This is a genomic window from Promicromonospora sp. NFX87, assembly GCF_048564965.1.
Taxonomy (GTDB): domain Bacteria; phylum Actinomycetota; class Actinomycetes; order Actinomycetales; family Cellulomonadaceae; genus Promicromonospora.
Genome location: NZ_CP183413.1, coordinates 4,580,548 through 4,599,539 on the forward strand (window position 1 = coordinate 4,580,548; position 18,992 = coordinate 4,599,539).

General features: G+C 70.1%; 13 protein-coding genes. 5 read left to right on the top strand and 8 right to left on the bottom strand.

The window, feature by feature from the left end:
* Positions 1 to 37: 37 nt before the first annotated feature.
* Positions 38 to 1,810 carry a DUF222 domain-containing protein gene (locus ACNYC2_RS20570; RefSeq protein ID WP_419703578.1) on the top strand — a complete coding sequence of 591 codons (1,773 nt, stop codon included), beginning with the start codon at positions 38 to 40 and terminating at the stop codon, positions 1,808 to 1,810.
* 24 nt (positions 1,811 to 1,834) lie between these two features.
* On the opposite strand, the gene ACNYC2_RS20575 is transcribed toward ACNYC2_RS20570, so the two are convergent.
* Entirely contained in the window at positions 1,835 to 2,851 is a 1,017-nt protein-coding gene (locus ACNYC2_RS20575) for a LacI family DNA-binding transcriptional regulator (protein ID WP_419703579.1), read from the bottom strand.
* 87 nt (positions 2,852 to 2,938) lie between these two features.
* On the opposite strand from ACNYC2_RS20575, the gene ACNYC2_RS20580 reads away from it, so the two are divergent.
* On the top strand, positions 2,939 to 3,667 hold the full coding sequence (locus tag ACNYC2_RS20580; protein ID WP_419703580.1) for an aminotransferase class IV: 729 nt from the start codon (positions 2,939 to 2,941) through the stop codon (positions 3,665 to 3,667).
* A gap of 31 nt (positions 3,668 to 3,698) precedes the next feature.
* Here the strand turns inward: ACNYC2_RS20580 and ACNYC2_RS20585 are convergent, their stop codons facing one another.
* On the bottom strand, positions 3,699 to 4,157 hold the full coding sequence (locus ACNYC2_RS20585) for a winged helix-turn-helix transcriptional regulator (protein WP_419703581.1): 459 nt from the start codon (positions 4,155 to 4,157) through the stop codon (positions 3,699 to 3,701).
* A 135-nt stretch (positions 4,158 to 4,292) separates the two neighbouring features.
* On the opposite strand from ACNYC2_RS20585, the gene ACNYC2_RS20590 reads away from it, so the two are divergent.
* Positions 4,293 to 5,672, top strand: a complete 1,380-nt coding sequence (locus ACNYC2_RS20590; RefSeq protein ID WP_419703582.1) for an MFS transporter — start codon at positions 4,293 to 4,295, stop codon at positions 5,670 to 5,672.
* Between the two features lie 154 nt (positions 5,673 to 5,826).
* Here the strand turns inward: ACNYC2_RS20590 and ACNYC2_RS20595 are convergent, their stop codons facing one another.
* Both ACNYC2_RS20595 and ACNYC2_RS20600 read right to left on the bottom strand, forming a co-directional pair.
* Positions 5,827 to 9,894: a S8 family serine peptidase gene (locus ACNYC2_RS20595; protein WP_419703583.1), complete on the bottom strand. Its 4,068-nt coding sequence runs from the start codon at positions 9,892 to 9,894 to the stop codon at positions 5,827 to 5,829.
* A 240-nt stretch (positions 9,895 to 10,134) separates the two neighbouring features.
* Positions 10,135 to 14,232: a S8 family serine peptidase gene (locus ACNYC2_RS20600; protein WP_419703584.1), complete on the bottom strand. Its 4,098-nt coding sequence runs from the start codon at positions 14,230 to 14,232 to the stop codon at positions 10,135 to 10,137.
* A 180-nt stretch (positions 14,233 to 14,412) separates the two neighbouring features.
* Between ACNYC2_RS20600 and ACNYC2_RS20605 the strand changes: the two genes are divergently transcribed.
* Positions 14,413 to 14,823: a nitroreductase/quinone reductase family protein gene (locus ACNYC2_RS20605; RefSeq protein ID WP_419703585.1), complete on the top strand. Its 411-nt coding sequence runs from the start codon at positions 14,413 to 14,415 to the stop codon at positions 14,821 to 14,823.
* Here ACNYC2_RS20605 and ACNYC2_RS20610 read toward each other — a convergent pair.
* Complete coding sequence (locus tag ACNYC2_RS20610) at positions 14,769 to 15,203, bottom strand: MerR family transcriptional regulator (protein ID WP_419703586.1); 435 nt, start codon at positions 15,201 to 15,203, stop codon at positions 14,769 to 14,771. The two genes, ACNYC2_RS20605 and ACNYC2_RS20610, sit on opposite strands and share 55 nt — an antisense overlap.
* A gap of 50 nt (positions 15,204 to 15,253) precedes the next feature.
* Between ACNYC2_RS20610 and ACNYC2_RS20615 the strand changes: the two genes are divergently transcribed.
* Positions 15,254 to 16,225, top strand: coding sequence for an MBL fold metallo-hydrolase (locus tag ACNYC2_RS20615; protein WP_419703587.1), 972 nt, complete (start codon positions 15,254 to 15,256; stop codon positions 16,223 to 16,225).
* 36 nt (positions 16,226 to 16,261) lie between these two features.
* Here ACNYC2_RS20615 and ACNYC2_RS20620 read toward each other — a convergent pair whose 3' ends face one another.
* From ACNYC2_RS20620 to ACNYC2_RS20630, 3 genes are all read right to left on the bottom strand, one after another.
* Positions 16,262 to 16,864: a TetR/AcrR family transcriptional regulator gene (locus tag ACNYC2_RS20620; protein WP_419703588.1), complete on the bottom strand. Its 603-nt coding sequence runs from the start codon at positions 16,862 to 16,864 to the stop codon at positions 16,262 to 16,264.
* 109 nt (positions 16,865 to 16,973) lie between these two features.
* On the bottom strand, positions 16,974 to 17,834 hold the full coding sequence (locus ACNYC2_RS20625) for an alpha/beta fold hydrolase (RefSeq protein WP_419703589.1): 861 nt from the start codon (positions 17,832 to 17,834) through the stop codon (positions 16,974 to 16,976).
* A gap of 44 nt (positions 17,835 to 17,878) precedes the next feature.
* Positions 17,879 to 18,874, bottom strand: a complete 996-nt coding sequence (locus ACNYC2_RS20630) for an NADP-dependent oxidoreductase (RefSeq protein ID WP_419703590.1) — start codon at positions 18,872 to 18,874, stop codon at positions 17,879 to 17,881.
* Between the last annotated feature and the right edge of the window lie 118 nt (positions 18,875 to 18,992).

Here is an 18,992-nt window from a genome sequence, read left to right on the forward strand (position 1 = left end):
AGTACTAGGCGAGCGATCGAGATGAGTGGGGGTGAGCATGGTGGATCAGACGACGAACGGTGGACCCGCCACCCTGCCCGCCGCGATCTCGATCGAGGAAACTCTCGCCCGGATCGAGAACGAGATAGACCACCTCACCGCGCTGACGGACCCCGAGACACTGACCGGCTGGGACGCCCCGACGGTCACTCGCCTGGCTGATGCGCACACCCGGATCCGTCGGCTGACCGGCCGGTTGGACGGTGTGCGGTACACCCTGCTGCCCCGGATCGAGAACGAGGGCTCGTGGCGCTCCGGTGGCGCGGCACGCACGTTCACGACCTGGCTGCGCCTGCGCGAAGGCATCTCCGCGTCCACCGCGGGTAAGGACATGACGATCGCCCGGCGTCTCGCGACCGCACTCCCAGTCACGCGGGAGCGTCTGGTCGCGGGAACCCTGGGTGTCGACCACGCCCGGGTGATGACCGAGGTCGCACCCACCAGTGAGACCCGTACCGACGCACTGGCGTGGTTGATCGATACCCGCACCGGACACACCACCACACCGGAACAGTTCGTCCAGTCCGTTGCGGTCGACTTCCCCGACCCGTCCGAGGACCCCGATGGGGCACGCACTCGTGAGCTAGTGACCCAGGTGCTGGAGGGCGCGGTCGCGGACGGGACGCTGACCACGGGTGAGGGCGTGGTGCTGCGGGAGGCCAATGTGTTGAATGCGGACCAGTTCCGGAAGGTGGCGCGCCGGTTCGCGACCATCACCGACCCCGACACAGACGACCTCGACGACGACAAGGCCGCGCAGGGCGAGTTCCTGGACCTGGCCAAGACGTTCGGCGGGTATCACGTGGCCGGGTTTCTGACCGATGAGCACGGCCTGCAGCTCACGACCGCGATCAACGCGGTGATGGGCGCCCCGTCAGCGGAAGACACCCGGACGACGACCCAGCGTCGCGCGCAGGGTCTGGCGGATGTGGCGCGGGTGGTGCTGGACACGAACCAGGCCTCTCCGGGTGCTGCTATCGCGCCGCACCTGAACGTCACGGTGTCCTGGAACGAGTTCGTCACTCAGGTGACTCGGACCCGGGACGGGCTGTGCCTGACGTGCGGCCAGGCCACGCCCGGGCTCAGCAGCCGGATCGGCACAGCGAGCACCAGCACAGCGAGCACGGTGAGTGCAAGCACGGCGGGGACAGCGACAGAGTCCGGGTTCTTGTCCTCGGGTGGTCCGGTGTTCACCGAGACCGGGGGTCGCGCCCCGCGCGCGTTGGTGCGCCGCCTGGCGTGTCACAGCGCGGTCACCCGGATCGTGTTCGGACCCGACGGCGCAGTCCTCGACGTGGGTCGTGCCCAACGCACCGTGTCGGGGCAGATGCGACGCGCCGTCATCGCCCGCGACCAGCACTGCGTCTACCCGGGATGTGACCAGCCACCGTCACGGTGCGAGGTCCACCACGCCCTCACTCACTGGGCCGACGGTGGCGATACATCGGTGACGAACAGTGCGTTGCTGTGCTGGTACCACCACCAGTTGGTGGATGCCAAGGGCATCACCATGCACTGGACCGGAAAGCCAGCCACGAACACCACGGCCGGTGCCCTGCTGGAGACCGGGTGGGCCTTCACCGACGCCCGCGGCCACCGCATCCGCCTACCCGAACCCATCGAAGCACCTGGCACCGACCAGGCCACCGAGCCGCCGTCCTCCGTCGAAGCCGACCGACCGGCCGGCCGAACCTGGCGCGACCCGACCCGCCTGATTCGGCTGCCGAGCCCGCCAGATCACCTCACCCGGCAACCGCGCCTGATCGGCTAGGTCAGTACAGCTAGGTCAGTGCTGCTAGGCGCTCGCTCGCACCACCAGCTCCGGGGCGAGCACCACCTCGCGCGGCGCGCGGCCGGGCTGGGCTATCTCGTCCAGCAGGAGCCGGGCCGCGGCGGTCCCGATCTCCGCGATGGGCTGGCGCACGGTGGTCAGCGGCACGGCGGCGACCGCGGCGAACGGGATGTCGTCGTACCCGACCACCGCGATGTCGTCGGGGACGCGCACGCCCGCGGACGTCAGGCCCGCGATGATGCCGATCGCGTGCAGGTCGTTGCCGGCCACCACGGCGTCGGGCCGGCGGGCGGGCGGAAGCTCCGCGATCTGCAGCCCCACGGCGGTGCCGTCGGCGAGGTCCAGGTCGGGCGCGCGGACCGTCTCCAGGTAGACGCCCGGCGTCTGCCCCACCGCGAGCCGGCAGCCGTCGAGACGGCGTTCGACCTGCCGCACGCCCTCGGGGCCTGCCGCGAAGAGCAGGCGTCGCCGCCCGACGTCGAGCAGGTGCTGCGCGGCGAGCCGGCCGCCCTCACGATGGTCCAGCGAGACGGACGACAGGCGGTGCTCGGGGTCCTCGTGGTCCACGAGGACGATAGGGGTGCCCTGGTCCCGCCGTCGGCGCAGCGGCTCCAGGTCGTCGTCCGAGGGCGAGACGACGACACCGTCGAACCGGAGCTGTTCGAACAGGTCGAGGAACCGCCTCTGCTGGGCCGCCGACTCGTGCGAGCTGCCCACGACCACGGCGAGCCCGTTGTCCGCGACCAGCTTCTCGACCGCCGTGGCGATGCCGCCGAAGTAGGGGTTGGAGGCGTTGACGAACGAGGCGCCGACGATGCCGCTGGGCCGGCCCCGGAGCTGCCGCGCGGCCATGCTCGGCACGAAACCGAGGCTGTCGATGGCGGCCGCGATGCGTTCCTTCATCGCCACCGAGACCCGGTCCGGCCAGTTGAGGAAGTTCGAGACCGATGCCACCGACACCTCGGCCTGGCGAGCGACGTCATAGATCGTTATTGGGCCCTCGTCGCTACGCCGATTCACGTCTCCCATCTCATCACGGACCGCGACCGAAGACGGCGCAATTAATCCCTGGCAGCAGAGCTCGCGGCCATTCACTAGGGTCCGAGGGTGCGTATCGAGACCGACGGCCGCCCCGCGACGGCAGCAGAGCTGTTCAGCACCTATGGCCACTTCACCGCCATGCAGGTGCGCGACGGCGGGGTCCAGGGGCTGTCGAACCACCTCGACCGGCTCGACACGGCGCACCGCGAGCTGTTCGGGCGCGACCTCCCGGGCGATCGGGTCCGTGAGCTGGTGCGGCACGCCCTGGCCGGTACCGCCGACGCCTCCGTGCGGGTCCTGCTGCGCGACGCCGAGCGGGTCTCGGTGTCGGTCGCCGAGCCGCACCGCCCGCCCGCCGTCCCGCAGCGCCTGCGTTCCGTGCAGTACCTGCGCCCGTTCCCGCACCTCAAGCATCTGGGCAGCTTCGCGCAGCTCGAGTGGGCGCGCCGGGTCCGCCTCGACGGGTACGACGACGCCGTCCTCACCGCACCCGACGGCGCCCTCGCCGAGTCGTCGATCGCGAACCTCGGGTTCCTCCGGGACGACGGCGCCGTCGTCTGGCCGGATGCGCCGCAGCTGCACGGCGTCGCCATGCAGCTGGTCGAGGCCACCACGCCGTCGACCCGGCGTGTGGTGCGACGCGACGACGTCGCCGCGTTCGCGGGTGCGTTCCTGGTCAACTCGATAGGCGTCGTCGCCGTCGCCTCTATCGACGACGTGCCGCTGCCCGAGCCGGGGCCGCTCCTCGCCGGAGTGGTCGAGCGTCTCGCCGACGTTCCGTGGGAGCGCGTGTAGGCGGTTCTTTCGACGGCGTCGCGGACCCGCGTCAGCCGGCGGCGTTGGCCGCCTCGAACTTCTGACGGGCCCTCGCGATCTCCTCCTGGTGCTCCTCGGACCAGCTCACCAGGGCCTGCGTGGTGCCGAGCAGCGTGCGGCCCAGCGCGGTCAGCTCGTACTCCACGCGGGGCGGCACCTCGGGGTACACGGTGCGCCCGACGAGGCCGTCCCGCTCGAGGTTGCGCAGGGTCACGGTCAGCATCCGCTTGCTGATCCCGTCGATCTCCCGGACGAGCTCCCCGAACCGGAGCGTCTTCTCGTCCAGCAGCGCGATCACCAGCAGGGACCACTTGTCGGCGATCCGGTCCAGGATCTGTCGCACCTGGCAGTCCTCGCGGGCGTCCCACTGGAAGGGGTCACGGTCGAACCTGCACGCCTCCGCATCCTCCCGGCTGACGGGCTCGGTACCGACGTGCTTGGTTCCCTCGATGTAACCGGGTGACGTCAAAGTGCCTTCTTGTGCCATCCGTCGATCGTGCCCAAGGATCGTCATGGTTACAAGTGGTAACCATGCGGGACTTTGAGCGAGGAGATCCTTGTGACAGACGTGCGAGATTCCGTGCGGCCGGCGGGGAACCCGTCGGTGAGCGCTGCACGAACGGGCTGGGGAGTACTGGCCGTCGTCTGCGGTGCACTGTTCCTCGAGGGGATCGACATCGCGATGCTCAACGTCGCGGTGCCGGCCATCGCCGCCGACATCGGCCTGGCCACTGCCGACGCGCACTGGGTGATCAGCGCCTACGTGCTCGCCTACGGCGGCTTCATGATCTTCGGCGGACGCACCGCGGACCTTCTCGGCCGACGCCGGACGTTCCTGGTCGCCCTCGCCGTGTTCGTCGCCTTCTCCGGGCTCGGCGGCCTCGCCGACGAGGCCTGGGTGCTGATCGTCGCCCGGTTCGTCACCGGCGCCACCGCGGGGTTCATGACGCCGGCGGGCTTCAGCCTCCTGACGACCAGCTTCCCGGAGGGGCCGCTGCGCGACCGGGCGCTGGCGATCTACGGTGCCATCGGAGCCGGCGGGTTCACGCTCGGTGTGGTGGCGGGCGGCTTCCTCACCGACGTCGGCTGGCGCTGGGTGTTCTTCGCGCCGGTGATCGTGGGCGCCGCGCTCTGGATCGCCGGGCGGGCCGTCATCCGGCCGGACACGGTTTCCGAGCTGCCGCGCCGCGGGTTCGACCTGGGCGGCGCGATCACCCTGACGTCGGCGATGGTCGCGCTGATCTACGGCGTCGTCGCGATCGGTGAGGGCGAGACGGCCACTGCCGGGGTCGTGTCGTTCGTGGCCGCCGCCGTGCTCATCGGTCTGTTCGTCATCATCGAGCGCCGGGTGGCGGACCCGCTGCTGCGCCTCGCGGTGCTGCGCGAGGGGCTGCTGCTGCGGTCGAGCGCCGCGGGACTGCTGTTCATCGGGGCGTTCTTCGCGTTCCAGTTCCTGATCACGCTCTACCTGCAGGAGTTCCAGGGCTGGTCCCCCATCGCGACGGGCCTCGCGTTCGCGATCATGGGCCTGGACATGATCCTCGCTCCCCTGGTCACGCACCGGTTGGTCAAGCGGTTCGGCAACGCGCCGGTGATGGTCGCCGGGCTGCTCGCCGGTGCGGTGGCCTTCGCCCTGGCGCTGCGCATCGACGGGACCTGGGGATACCTCGACCTGCTGCCGTCGCTGGTGCTGATCGGCGTGATGTTCGCGCTGGTGTACGGGCCGCTGACGGCGGCCGCCACCGCCGGCCTCGACGAGTCCGAGCACGGGGTCGCCGGCGGCGTCGTCTACACGGCGTTCCAGTTCGGCGCGGCGCTGGGCGTCTCGATCGCCACCATCGCGCTCGTCGAGGGGCACGCCGCGGACGCCGACTGGTCCGACTACCGGCGCGCTCTCCTGGTTCCCGCGATCGGCGCGACCCTGGCCCTGGCTCTCGGCATCTCGACCTGGGCCCGCGCCCGCCGGACCCAAATCCCAGCCTGACCCCACCCCCGTTGCCCGAGCCTCCGCTGGTCGAGCCGCGTTGGTCGAACCCTCGTTGGTCGAGCTTGTCGAGACCTCACCAGGTCTCGACAAGCTCGACCAACGGTGGGACAAGCTCGACCAGCGAAGTGGCCGCTCGACCGACGGAGTGGGTCTAGTCGCAGAACTCGTTCAGCTCGAAGTTGCGCACCACCGTCTCTCCCTCGACGATCCGCGCGTACTTCCACTCGGGTGGGTACCCGTCCGCCGAGGCGTGCATCGTCAGGCGGTTGTTCGAGATCCCCATCCAGCGGGCATACCTCCCCTTCCACCCGGCCACCAGCGTGATGTCGTACTCGGACCCGTCGACGACCACGAAGGCGCCCTTCGGCGGAACGGTCTCGGCGCGACAGGTCACACCCGTCACCGTCCCGGCGATCCTGCCCCAGTTGGGCGGCGGGGTGACCTTCAGCGACACCTGCGCCTGCGTCTCGTCGTACGGCGTGCTGCCGTTGGCGACCACGCCGGCGGTGTAGGTGCCCGGCTGGTCCACACGGCTGCTGTCCATGTCGAGGTACACCTTCGCGGACTCGCCCGGCTCCAGCGTGAACGCCGGCGGCTGGACGTCGAGCCACGGCACCACGAACGGGACCTCACCGGTCACGTTGAGCACCGTGTGCATGTTCGGGAATCCGATCTCCGCCGTCGTGACAGGCTCGGCGTTACCGCAGACCCCAGAGGCGATGTACGACGGCGCGGTCTCCGGCGCGGCGTTGGACCCGATGAAGAAGTCACCGGAGCTGACGACCTCGACCACCAGGGTCCCGGTCGCGTTGCCGGTGACCGGAACGTCCACCATCGTGAGCGCCTGCTGCTCCAGGGTGACGTCGGCGGTGCCGATCTGGGTCATGTTCGCGTAGACGAGGTCACCGTCGAGCTCGTACAGGTTGACGGTCACGTCCGTGTTCGCACCGGCGAGCTCGACACCGAAGGACACGTTCGTCACGGCGAACTCGCCCTTGATGTCGAAGTCCTTCAGCGTGAACGTCCTCAGCCACTGTGTCTGGCTTCCCGTGCAACGCACCGAGCTGCCCATGGTGACGTTCTGCGACGACGAGTGGGTGATGGTCGTGGTGCCCTCCACCAGGAGCGACGGCGGCGGCGCGGGCGTCACCGACCTGCCCGGACGCTCGCCGTTCCGGACGAAGCCGTCGCCGGCCTTCGCGGCGGCGGTACCCCTGGCGCTGTCAGCTCCCGGCGACGCCGTGCTCACCGCTGTCACGTCCCCGGTGGCCCCCTTGAGAGCCTTGCCGCCGGTCGCCGACCCGAGGGGCTTGAAGCCGGACGACGCGGGAGACACCTTGACGTTCGCGGGCGCGGTGCCCTCGTTCGTCACGGTGAACGTGCCCGACCTGGTGCCGCCCATGCGGACCTCGCGGGTGGTCGTCTCCGGCGAGACCGTCAGGAGCGGGGCCGCGAGCCTCGCGCCCTTCCGGACGACGGCGTCGGCGACGACGTTGACCGTTACCTTCGTGGACTTGTAGTCCTTGGCCGCATAGCCGATCTGCTGCGCACCGATCTTCGGCGAGAACAGCGAGTAGTACCCGCGGCCCACCTTGGGGTTCTCCGGGTTCAGTGTCTTCGTGCTCTGCTTGCCGGCCGTCACCGTGGCGCCGTTGACGTTGTCACCGGTGTTGAGGTCCTTGACGAACCCGGCCACGAAACCACCCTCGACCGGCTCGCACGCATCGCCGACCGAGACGTTGTCGATCTGCCACAGTCCCGCGTACCCCGCGGCGCTGTAGTGGAACCGAAGCCGCACGTCGGACTCGCCGCCCGCGCCCGGGAGGGCGACGATCTTGCGCCCGACCGCGCTGGGGTTCTGGGACAGAGCCCTCTCCCAGGTCACGCCGCCGTCGATGCTGTAGGCGACATCGGCGAAGCCGTCCTCCAACACGAAGTAGGCCTGGTCGAACGTCACGAGCGGCGCGGCGAGGCTGCTCAGGTCGTACGGCGACGACGTGAGCGTCGTGTCCTGCACCCCGTCCTCGCCGTAGCCCTCGCTGTTCACCTCGGCGAACAGACCCTCGCCGCCGGTGAAATTGCCATACCCGAAGGCGTCGTCGAACGTCCAGACCTGCTCGGTGCCCGCCAGGTCCTCAACCGTCCAGCCGTCAGGCACCGCGCCTGACTCGAACTCCTCGACCGCTAGGAAGTCGGTTGGGATGTAGCCGGGAGCCGTGCACTCGGCGAGGACACGCGGAGCGAGGTCGGCCGACGTCGGCTCCGTGCCCACCTCGACTTCCTGCGTGAGCGTCCCGTACCCGGTCATGGTCGGCTCGACCACCAGCGTGTGCGTCGCCCCCTCAGGCAGCTCGAGCGAGTACTCACCGGTGAACGGGTCGGTCCAGGTGACGAGGCCGCCCGGAGCGTCCGGCACCGAGATCTTGGCGTCGAGCGGCCAGCCGTGCCCGGAACCGTCGGTGACGGTACCGCTCACGGTGGTGTTCGGCGCGACGTCCAGGGAGACGTCCAGCGTGGCTGTCCTCCCCTCCTTGATGTCGAGCCGCGCCGTCGCGTCGAGAAACCCGAAGGCGGAGACGGTCAGATCACGCCAACCCTCCTCCAGGTAGATCTGGTAGACGCCCTCGGCGTCGGCCGTCTCGGAACGCCTACCGGCCGTGACCCGTGCACCGGCGATCGGCTCGCCGTCGGGCCCGGTGACGGTACCCGCGACGGCGCCGAGGCCGCGGGTTGGCGCAACCTGGAACAGTTCCCGCACGTCCAGCTTGCCCTCGCCCCACACGTTGTTGTCGGCGGGGGTGCCGCCGCACGAGTCGTCGGCGACGTCGGTCGACGTCTGGTCCAGGAGCCGCTTGGTGGCCTCGATGTCGCCGACCAGGGTCGGAACGGCGCCCCACAGGAGCGCCACGGCGCCCGCGAGGTGCGGGGACGCCATGGACGTGCCGCTGAACTCGGCGTACTCGCCACCAGGCACGGAGGACATCACCTCGACGCCGGGCGCCGACAGGTTGGGCTTGGTCTCGCCGTCCGCACCCGGGCCGCGCGAGGAGAAGCCGGCGATACCGCCGCTCGCCGCGTACGCGCCGGCCGCGTACGCGGCGACGTCGGCCCCTGGCGACGACGTCGACTGACAGCCCGCCTCGCCCGCGTTGCCCGCGGCCCACGCGCCGAAGATGCCCGCCGCCTCCCAGGCCGCGATCTCCTCGGACAGAAAGTCGTCGATGACGCCGGGCCCCTGCTGGCCCCAGGAGCTGTTCACGATGTGCGGACGCTGCGCCGGGTCAGGGTCCGACCCGTCGACCCGCGTCGGCGCGAGGATCCACTGCCCGGAGGCGAGCAGGTCCGCGTCTGAGCAGGTCCCGCAGCCGTTGGCCGCGATCCAACGGGCGTCCCGTGCGACGCCGATCTGGTAACTGTTGTGGCCGTCGTCGCCCACCATGGTGCCCATCACGTGCGTGCCGTGCCCGTCACCGTCACAGGGCGCTCCATCGCAGGCGCCGCTCGGGTCGAACCAGTTGTAGTCGTTGCTCGGTCCCTCGCCGTCACGGTGGCCGCGGTACTGGTCCATGAGCGCCGGGTGCTCGGCGTCGACGCCGGAGCCGATGGTGGCGACCGTGATGCCGTAGCCGGTGTACCCGCGGTCCCACGCGTAGGGGGCGTTGATGGCATCAACGCCCCACGCGACGCCGCGCGGCGGGTTGTCCGTAGGCGCCTTGCGCTCGACCGGCTCGATCGGCTGAGCCGCGGACCGCTCGTGGACCTGCTTCACCTCACCGCTGGTAGCCACCTGCCTCGCGAGGGCTTCCGTACCGTCCTGGACGAGGATCGCGTTGCTGATCCAGTAGGACTCGTAATCGGTGCCCGCGGCCTTCAGATCTGCGACGACGTCCGCCTGGGACGCCTTCGCCGTGCTGGTCAATGCGTCGTAGACGAACTGCCCACGCTCGCCCCAGTCAGCGATGTCCTTGGCCGGCTCCAGGTCCGGGGTGTCGGCGAACCGGATCCAGAAGTCGGTGGATTCCTTGATCTCGAACCGGGTCTGCACGGCCGGCGTGATCTTCTCCGCCACCCGCTTCGGTATGTCCGGGGTATCTGTGGCGACAGCGGGCCGTAGCCCCACCGCCGTCGATGTATTCGCGAGCGCGGGGGTCACGCTCACCCCTGTTGCCAGCAGGGCGCCGACCGCTGCGAGAGCGATGGGGGCGCGTTGCCGTGGCATGCGTCTTTGCATGAGTGCCTCCGGGGTGCGAGCGCCCCGCGCGGGGCGCGAAGACTGGCCCACGAATGTGGTCCACATCACACTGTGCGAGCGGGAAGTTCAAACGGCAATGAAAGGGCCGGGTGAACAAAACCGCTGGTCGAGCCGCGTTGGTCGAGCCCCGCTGGTCGGGCTTGTCGAGACCTCACTCGGTCTCGACAAGCTCGACCAACGACGTGGCGCTCGACCAACGGAACGGGTCTAGCCGCAGAACTTGTCCAGCTCGAAGTTGCGCACCACCGTCTGGCCCTCGACGATGCGCGCGTTCCTCGACTCCGACGGGTAGCCCCTCGCCGAGCTGAGCACCGTCAGCGGGTTGTTCGACGCAGGCATCCAGCGGGCGTAACCCCCCTTCGGCCCGGTCACGAGCGTGACGTCGTCGTCGGACCCGTCGATGACGACGAAGGCACCCTTCAGCGGGACGGTCTCGTCGTCACAGGTCACGCCTGTCACCGTGCCGGCGATCCTGCCCCAGCTGGGGGGCGGGGTCACCTTCAGCGCCACCCGCGCCCGCGGCTCGTCGTAGGGCGTGCTGCCGTACGCGATGACACGCGCGGTGTAGGTGCCCGGCTCGTCCACGCGGCTGCTGTCGAGACCGACCCGCACCTTCGCCGACTGACCAGGCTCCAGCCTGAACGTCGGTGGCTGGATGTCGAGCCACGGCGCGTCGACCGCGGCGACACCCGTCACGTTGAGCACCATGTGTAGTTCCGGGTAGCCCATCTCGGCAGCCGTGATCGGCTCAGAGGAGACGCAGTTCCCCGCAAAGTACGACGGCGCCGTCTCCGGCTCGGCGTTGGTGCCGATGAAGAACGTGGCGTCGTAGCCGACGACCTCGACGACGAGCGTGCTGCCGGCCGACGCGGTACCGGTGACCGGAACGTCCACGATCGTGAACCACTGGGACCGCAGGGTCACGTTGGACGTGCCCAGCCGGGTCATGTTGCTGTACTTGAGCTCTCCGTCGAGCTCGTACAGGTTGACCGTGACCTCGGTACCGTCGTCGACGCTTGCGACGCCGAACGACACGTTCGTCACGGCGAACTTGCCCTCGATCTCGAAGTCCTCCAGGGTGAAGGTCCGCAGCCAGCTCGTTCTGCCGCGCTCACAGGCCACCGAGCCGCCCAGGGTGCTGATGTCCTGCGACGACGAGTGCGTGATGGTCGTGCCCTCCGCCAGGAGGGACGGCGGGGCCGATGGCGTCACCGACCGGCCTGGACGCTCGCCGTTCCGGACGAGGCCGTCGCCGTCGTTCGCGGCGGCACCCCGGACGCTCTCGGCCCCGGGCCCCGACACCGTGCTCACCTCTGTCACGTCCCCGGTGGCCCCTCTGAGAGCCTTGCCGCCGGTCGCCGACCCGAGGGGCGTGAAGCCGGACAGCGCGGGAGCCACCTCGACGTCCGCGGGCGCGGTGCCCTCGTTCGTGACGATGAACGTGCCCGACTTGGTGCCGCCCAGCTCCACCGTCCGCCACAAGGCCTCGGGTGTGACGGTCAGCAGCGGGGCCGCGAGCTTCACGCCCTTCCGGACGACGGCGTCGTCGACGACCGTCACCGTTACCTTCGTGGACTTGTAGTCCTTCGCCGCATAACCGATCTGCCGCGCGCCGACCTTCGGCGAGAACAGCGAGTAGTACCCGCTGCCCACCTTGGGGTTCGCCGGGTCGAACGTCTTCATGCTCAGCTTGCCGACGGTCACCGTGGCGCCGTTGAGGCTGTCACCGGTGTTGCGGTCCTTGACGAACCCGGCCACGAGGCCGCCGTCGACCGGCGTGCAGCCGCCCAGGACGACGTTGTCGACCTGCCACACCCCCGCGTACCCGCGGGCGCTGTAGTGGAACCGGACCCGCACATCGGACTGACCGCCTGCGTTCCACAGCACGGCTGTCGTGCGCCCCTCGGCGACGGGCATCTGGTGCGCCGGCTCCCAGCTCTCGCCGCCGTCGATGCTGTAGGTGACGTCGGCGACGACGTCGTCGTTCACCGATACTTCCTGGTCGAACGTCAGGCCCGGCGCCCCGACCTCGGACAGGTCGTAGGACCGCGTGAGCGCCGTGTCCTGCACCCCGTCCTCGCCGTAGCCCCAGCTGTTCACCTCGGCGAACAGACCCTCACCGCCGGTCAGGTTGCCGAGCTCGAAGCGGTTGTCGAACGTCCAGACCTGCTCGGTGCCAGCCAGGTCCTCGACCGCCCACCCCTCGGGCACCTCGCCGGACTCGAACTCCTCGACCGCTCCCACCTCGGTGGTCAGGGCGTAGCCGGGAGCACTGCATCCGGCACTGACGGGCAGCGCGTGGTCCGCGGTTGCCGGCTCCGTGCCCACCTGGACCTCCTGCGAGTACGACTCGTACCCGGCCACGGACGCATCGACCATCAGCGTGTGCGTCGCCTCCTCAGGCACCTCCATCGAGTACTCCCCCGTGAACGGGTCGGTCCACACCCCGGTGCCGATGGGGGCCCCAAGCACCGTGACCCTGGCATCGAGCGGCCAGCCGTGGCCGTTACCGTCGGTGACGGTGCCGCTCACCGTGGTGGTCGGTGCGGCCTCCAGGATGACGTCGACGGTGGTGGTCTCATCGCGCACGACGACGGCCTGCGCCGTCGCGGAGATGAAGCCGTACGCGGAGACGCTCACCTCGTGGGCGCCGTCCCTCAGCTCGAGGTTGTAGGCGCCCTCGCGGTCGGTGATGTCGTCATGCCTACCGGCCGCGACCCGTGCACCGGCGACCGGCTTGCCGTCGGGCCCGGTGACGGTACCCGCGACGACGCCGTAGTCGTCGGTCGGCGCGAGCTCCAGCAGCTCCCGCACGTCCAGCTTGCCCCTGCCCCATACGTTGTTGGCCGGGCCGCCGTTGCTGCCGCAGGACTCGTCCTCCACGCGCCTGGACGACCAGTTGAGGTAGTCCGCGGTGAAATCGATGTTGCCGACCAGGCTCGGAGCCGCGCTCCACAGGAGCGCCACAGCGCCCGCGAGGTGCGCGGACGCCATGGACGTCCCGCTGAGCTCTGCGTAGCCGCCGCCGGGTACGGAGGACAGCACCTCGACACCGGGCGCGGCCAGGTCCGGCTTGATACCGCCGGTCCTATCGTCGTACTCACCCGGTCCACGCGAGGAGAACGCGGCGATGTCGCCGCTCGCCCCGAACGCACCGGCCGCGTACGTGTCGACGTTCGCCGCCGGCGACGACGTCGACCCGCAGCCCGCCGCGCCTTCGTTACCCGCAGCCCAGGCGCCGAAGATGCCGGCCGCCTCCCAGGCGGCGATCTCCTCGGACATGAAGTCGTTGATGACCCCGGGCTCCTGCTGGCGCCACGGGGCGTTCACGATGTGCGGACGCCGGGCCGGGTCGGGGTCCGATCCGTCGACCCGCGTCGGCGCAAGGATCCACTGGCCCGAGGCGAGCAGGTCGGCGTCCGAGCAGGTGGCGCAGCCGTTGGCCGCGATCCAGTCGGCGCCCGGTGCGACGCCGATCTGGTTGCCCGCGCCGTCGTCACCCACCATGGTGCCCATCACGTGGGTGCCGTGCCCGTCGCCGTCGCAGGGCGCGCCGTCGCAGTCGCCGCTGACGTCGAACCAGTTGTAGTCGTTGCTCGGACTCTCGCCCTCGCGGTAGCCGCGGTAGTGCTGCAGCAGGGCCGGGTGCTCGACGTCGACACCGGAGTCGATGTTGGCCACGGTGATGCCCTCACCCGTGTACCCCTGGTCCCACACGTCGGGCGCGTTGATCGCGTCCAGGCCCCACTCCGTGGCCAGCGGCGCGTTCTCGGTCGGCGCCCTGCGCTCGGCAGACGCCTTGCGCTCGACCGGCTCGATGCGCTCGGCCGTGAACCGCTCATGGACCTGCTTCACCTCACCGCTGGCGGCCACCTGCCTTGCGAGGTCCTCGGTGCCGTCCTCGACGAGGATCGCGTTGCTGATCCAGTAGGACTCGTACTCGGCGCCCGCGGCCTTCAGATCAGCGACGACGTCCGCCTGGGACGCCTTCGCCGTGCTGGTCAGGGCGTCGTAGACGAACTGGCCGCGGTCGCCCCAGTCCGCGATGTCCTTGGCCGGCTCCAGGTCCGGCGCGTCGGCAAACCGGATCCAGAAGTCGCTGGATTCCTTGGTCTCGAACCGGGTCTGCACGGCGGGCGTGATCTTGTCCGCCACCCGGTCCGGGACCTCCGAGACATCCGTGGCGACAGCGGGCGGTAACCCCGCCGCCGTCGGAGTGTTCGCGAGCGCAGGTGTCACGCCCACCCCTGTTGCCAGCAGGACGCCGACCGCTGCGAGAGCGATGGGGGCGCGTTGCCGTGGCATGCGTCTTTGCATGAGTGCCTCCGGGGTGCGAGCGCCCCGCGCGGGGCGCGAAGACTGGCCCACGAATGTGGTCCAGATCACACTGTGCGAGCCGGAGGTGCATACGGCAACGAAAGGGCCGGGTGAACTGACCTGCGCCTGGTCGGAATGTCCTGGGCCGACGGCGGCGTTGGTGCGGGCATGGACTTCAACCAGCAGATCATCGACACCTTCCGCGCCAACGGCGGAGAGGTCAACGAGCCCGTCCAGTTCGGCAAGGGACTCGTGCTCGTGCATGTACCCCGCAAAGACGGCAGCATCCGTATCGCGCCGCTCGCGGCCATCCAGGAGGACGGCGCCTGGCACATCGTCGGGTCGGCCGGCGGCTCGCCCAAGAACCCCGCCTGGGTCTACGGCCTGCGCCGGACCGAGCAGGTGGACCTCGAGGTTCCCGGCGACCCCGTCGAGACCCTGCAGGTCAAGGTCGAGGAGATCACCGGCGACGAGCGCGACGCCTGGTGGGACCGCTTCAAGGCGTTCTCGAGCGGCTTCGCGGGTTACGAGAAGACGGCGGAGGGACGGGTGTTCCCGATCTTCCGGCTCGTGGGCTGACCTGGGCCGACCTCCGCGAACGCCGAGCACTCCGGGCACTCGCTGATCACGCTGTGCCGGCACGCGAGAAGGTGCCCGAGAAAGCGGTCGGTCGCCTGGAGCTGTCGCAGGTCGTCCGCGATGCGGGTGCGGTGATCCTCGACGACGGCGCGTCTCGACGCGCTGTCGTCGGGGCCCAGCGCCCGGATCTGCGCGAGCGAGAGGCCCGCGCGCTGGCAGCGCCGGATCACGCGCGCGCGGCTGATCGCGTCGTCGTCGTAGACACGCTGGCCCGTCGCGGAACGCGGCGGGACCAGCACGCCCATGTCCTCCCAGTGCCGCAGGACGTGGGTCTCGACGCCGACGAGGGCGGCCACCTCACCGATACGCAGTGCGGTCATGCGAACGCTCCCTTGCCTTCAGGTCGACCTGAAGAAATAGCCTCGCACACATGCCGCGAACAACCAGGGCCGACGCTCCCGACCTCTCCTCCCGCACGCCAGGGCTACCCGCGCTGGCCCGGTCGGTCGGCGCCGCCGCCGCACTGCTTCTCGACCCCCTTCGATCCGACCGGCCCGATGCGGACTTCGAGGCCACCCTGCCGGACGCCGGGCTGCCGACGCCGTCCGCCGCGGTGACCCTGACCGCCTTCGCCCAGGTCGCCCGGCCCGTGCCGACGTTCGCGATCGTCCGCGGCGTCCGGGAGCCGGCCCGGGTGCTGAGCTCGATGACCACCTTCCTCGTGCGGCACCCGAGGGCGACGTTCCTGATCGACCCGGCGATCTGCGACGACATCCGGGACCGCGTGCTGCCGCAGCTTCCGCAGCCGATGCGGGCCGTCGTCACGCCGCCGTCGGACGTGATCAGCGTGACCGACTCGCTCGACGACCTCGGCGTCCTGCCCGCGGACATCGACTTCGCCCTGCCCACCCACCTGCACTGGGACCACGTCTCGGGTCTGGTCGACCTGCCGCAGGTCCCGATCCGCACGAGCCGCTCCGAGTGGGACTGGGCGATGGGGGGCGCACGTGCGCCGCAGGGTGTGGTGCGCCGGCCGCTGGAGAACCGGGCCGTCACGTTCTACGACCTGGACGGCCCGCCGGTGCTCAGCTTCGAGAGGAGCCACGACCTCTTCGGCGACGGCTCCGTCGTGCTCGTCGACATGTCGGGCCACACGCCTGGCAGCGTCGGCGTACTCCTCCACCTCGGCGGGGGCGACTGGGCGCTCATGGCGGGCGACGCCGTCTGGCACGTGCTGCAGATCGAGAAGGTACGGCCCACGGGGTCCTTTCCCGGCCGCCTCACCGACCTGGACCGCGCGGGCGCGATGCGGACGGTGCGCCGTCTGGCCGCCCTCGACGGCCGCATCACGGTGATCCCGACCCACGACCCAGGCCCCGCCGCCCCGTACGTGCGCCGATGACCGGCGGTCGCGGCCCGGCCGGTGCCCCCGGTGGGCTCAGCCCGGCAGGACCGAGCGGACCTGCTCCTGGATCTCGCCCACGATGTCCTCGACCGGCCTGTCGGCGTTGAAGGACGCGGCCATGCTCACGAACATGATCGCGGAGACGATGCGCGCCCGTGCCGCGGCGTCCTGCGCGGTACGGCGTCCGTCGCGCCGCAGGATCGCGGCGACCGCCTCCTCGGTCTGCTGACTCAGGCCGAGGGCTTCGTGGTGGTGGGGCTCGGCCGGGTCGCCGAAGATCATCTCGCGCAGGTAGGTCCGCCCGTTCTCGACCTGCTTGCGGTTGCACTCCACGACCGGCCGGACGATCGCCATCACCGCGTCGAGCGGGTCCGTGATGGCCTCGGCCGCCTGCTTTCCCCGGACGAGGGCCTCGGCGTAGGTGGAGTTCTGCACGAGCAGCAGGAGCTCGCCCTTGGTCTTGGCGTAGAGGAACAGCGTGCCCGCCCCGATGTCCGCCTTGTCGGCGATCTCCTGGGTCGTGACGTCGTCGACGCCGCGCTCGGCGAAGAGCTCCGTGGCGGCGGCCATGATGCGTTCGAGCTTCAGCTGCTTGTTCCGCTCGCGCCGTCCGACCGGCTTGGAGGCGAGTGGCATGGCTGCCCTCCTTCGTAGCTGGGTGCCATCCTTCCACGGTGACCAGCGCCGCGGTGTCTGGTCGCGCGGTGTCTGGTCGCGCGGTGTGTGGATCGGGCGAGACGTGCGGTCAGCCGGCGAGGAACTCGGCGGCGACCGGGGCGAACTTCTCGTGGAACTGGAAGATGCCGCCGTGCCCGGAGTCCGGGTAGATGACGAGCGTCGAGTCCTTGATGCGGCGGTGCAGGTCGTCGGAGAGGACGGAGGGCACCATGCGGTCGTTGTCGCCGTTCGCGATCAGGGTGGGCTGCGTGATCCTCGACAGGTCGGACGGCGCCGAGCGGCCGAACTTCTGGATCGCCTTGAGCTGGGTGCGGAACCCCGTCAGCGACATGTCCTTGTCGCGGTCGACGGTGCGCTCCTTGAGCCGGTTCACGAACGCCTTCGCGGCGGGCTTGCCGGTGGCGTTCCGGTTGAAGAACAGGAACTCCTTGGGGTCCGACCGGGTCAGGGTTGCGCGCAGGATGTCCCAGTAGGTGACTCCGACGACCTTGTCCATGTCCTTGCCGCCCCGCGGCCCGGTGCCGGTCAGGACCAGCCTGCGGACGAGCTCGGGGTGCTTGACCACCAGGTCCTGCGCGACCATGCCGCCCAGCGAGAAGGAGAAGACGTCGATCGTGTCGAAGCCGAGGGCCCTGACGAACGTGTACGCGTCGTCGGCCATCGCCTCGACGCTGTCGGGAACGCTGCCGGTGGAGGCCCCGACGCCGCGGTTGTCGAAGGTGATGACGTGGCGGTTGTGCGCGATGGCGTCGACGATCCGGGGGTCCCAGTTGTCGAGGGTCGCGGCGAGGTGCACGAAGAAGACGACGGGGATGCCGCCCTTCGGGCCGAGCTCCCGGTAGGCGTAGGTGATGCCGCCGGCGTCGATCGTGCGGGCCGGGGCCAGCGCGTAGGAGGTGATGACGTGCGAGGTGTCGTTGATGCTCATGGTTTTCTCCCCTTCTGGGTTCTGCGAATGATGAGAAGGGCCGGTCAGGCCCTGGTGATGACTGCCTTGCCGCGGATGCCGCCCTTGCCGATCGACGCCATGGCCTCCACTGCCTGGTCGAAGTCGAAGACCCGCCCGACGACGGGGCGCAGCACGCCCTTGTCGACGAGGGCGCTGATCTGGCGGAGCTGGTCGCCGCTGGGGTGCATGAAGAGGAACTCGTAGGTCACCCCGAGCTTCTTCGCCTGACGGCGGATCTTCCCGCTGAGTGCCGCCATGGCGAGGCGCAGCACCGGGTTCAGGCCTCGCTCGCGGGCGAACGCGGCGTCGGGCGGTCCGACGATCCCGATCGCCTTGCCGCCGGGGCGCAGCACCCGCAGGGACCGCTCGAGGTTCTCCCCGCCGACGCTGTCCAGCACCAGGTCGTACCCGTCCAGGAGCTGCTCGAAGTCCTGGTCGCGGTAGTCGACGACGCTGTCGGCACCGAGCTCCCGGACGAAGTCGATGTTGCCGGCGCTGACCGTCGTCGCGACCGTGGCGCCGAGGTGCTTGGCGAGCTGGATCGCCACGGTGCCGACGCCGCCGGCGCCGGCGTGGATCAGGACCCGCTGCCCGGGCTGCACGTCGCCCCGCTCGACGAGCGCCTGCCACGCGGTCAGCGCGACCATCGGCAAGGAGCCAGCCTCCTCTGGCGTCACCGTCTCGGGCTCGAGGGCCACGTCCGCCTCGTGCACCGCGATGCGCTCGGCGAAGGTCCCGATGCGGTCGGTGCGGGGCTGGGCATACACCTGGTCGCCGACGGCGAAGCCCCGCACCTGCGCGCCGACGCCGATCACCGTTCCGGCGACGTCGCTGCCCATGACCTGCGGCAGCTCGTACCGGAGGAACGCCTTGAACGCCCCCTGCCGGATCTTCTCGTCCACGACGTTGAGCCCGGCGGCCTGGACCTGGACCAGCACGTCGTGCTCCCCGACGACAGGCTCGGGAACGTCCGCCTCGTGCAGCGGCCCCTGGTACTTGCTGATGACGAACGCGCGCATGGTGACTTCCTTCGAGTCCGAGTACCCCTGCTCAGTTTCTGAGTTCACTCAACTTTGAGCGCACTCACTCAGATTGTCAAGAGACAGTCCGGGGAGACGCGCGTCACCACGGCCCGAA